2 protein-coding genes and 1 pseudogene are annotated in these 1322 nt (G+C 59.8%); all 3 read right to left on the bottom strand.

What is annotated here, in order from left to right; genetic code table 11:
• Nucleotides 1-360, bottom strand: a pseudogene (locus tag CRT23_RS29000) (hypothetical protein); the annotation flags it as partial.
• Between the two features lie 122 nt (nt 361-482).
• Nucleotides 483-950, bottom strand: coding sequence for a hypothetical protein (locus CRT23_RS27515; RefSeq protein WP_103712630.1), 468 nt, complete (start codon nt 948-950; stop codon nt 483-485).
• A gap of 138 nt (nt 951-1088) precedes the next feature.
• Nucleotides 1089-1322: hypothetical protein (locus CRT23_RS27520; protein ID WP_245436658.1), on the bottom strand; the 234-nt coding region annotated here is incomplete at its 5' end.

The raw sequence follows: 1322 nt of genomic DNA on the forward strand, positions 1-1322 counted from the left end.
TTCATCAGCCATTGCCGAGATCTTCGTACGCTTGGCAGGCACCTTCACCCGACGCACCCGCGGCAGCCGCTCCTCAGCAGGAGCTTTACGCACCGCAGAGTCTGCTGGCTCAATGGGCATGGCGAACATCGGCACAAGGCTCGGCAGCACTCGCCGGGCAGGCGCTTCAACCCGGGCAGGCTCGGCGCGCGGCCCATGTGTCGGCTCAACCTCAGCGGTCGCGTTCGCCGCAGCAGTCAGCTCTCCACCCCAGACATTCTGGCTTGTCCGAGTACGGGCCGTGGCATCGATGAGCGAAACGCAGGAAGTACGGGTATGCTTGATTTCGACCGTGAACGGTCGCGCGCTACGGCGCTTCATGTATGGAAAGATCCTAAAATTACATGCTCAGCGGCGCAAAACGCGCCGGCAGCGGAACAGCATCATATGGCGCACAGGCTATCTATGTCTAGTTAGGCTTCAACACAGATGCAGCATTCGCCCTAGATGAACGCGTGTTTGCGCAATTCCTTAATCGATCCTTGCGCATCGCGATGATGGATGAAGAGGCCTCCCGCCTGTTCCCACAGATGCCGGTACTTCTCCCGGTCATCCACCAGCGCGTCGCCAGGGCGGCAATGTTCCCGCTTTAACGCAGCGCTTGTAGTGATCACTTCGACGCCAGGGAAGTGACGTTCTGCCCAGAGACGCTTCTGCGGTTCAGCCCAGTTCCCGCGCGGCAGACCGGTCAAAATAACAGGCTTCAGGTGCTGAACGGCCTCGTACAGCTCCATCGCGTCTGGCAGCAGCGGAAGCTCGCCGAAGAAGCTGTCGAGCGAGGCGAGCTTGCCCCAGAACCGCTTGAGGCCAAAGCGGCGCTCGAATTGCTCCGGTGGCATCCCAAAGGCTTGGGATGCGCCGGCATCGAAGTCAGCAAGTACGCCGTCGCAGTCCAAGAAAACCGTTGGCATCAGACGGGAATAACCTCACGCATCCAGCATGCCTGATCTGTGTCAGTAACAGCAAGATCCAGAGGTAGGTTCAGGGTCGGGCGGCGGCTTCTGCGACGATGTGATCCGTTTCGGAAGAGGCCGAATGCTTGGTGGCGATCAAAGGCTTCTCGAAACAACGCCAAGTACCAACACCACGTATGCGCCGACGAAGAACCACGTCCGGAACTTCACCACGGTGGCACCGATCGTGGGGATGCGAAGGTAGAGGCTGGCAACAGCGAGCCCGATCAACACGAGCGAGACGAGAAACGTGATGGCACGAGGAGGGGAGAGGTTCAGCATCCCCCCATCGTGACGCCGCATGGTTGAGGAGTCGTGAAGACTACGCTG

Origin of the sequence: Methylobacterium sp. V23 (assembly GCF_002917135.1) — a bacterium.
In the GTDB taxonomy this organism is placed as follows: Bacteria; Pseudomonadota; Alphaproteobacteria; order Rhizobiales; family Beijerinckiaceae; genus Methylobacterium.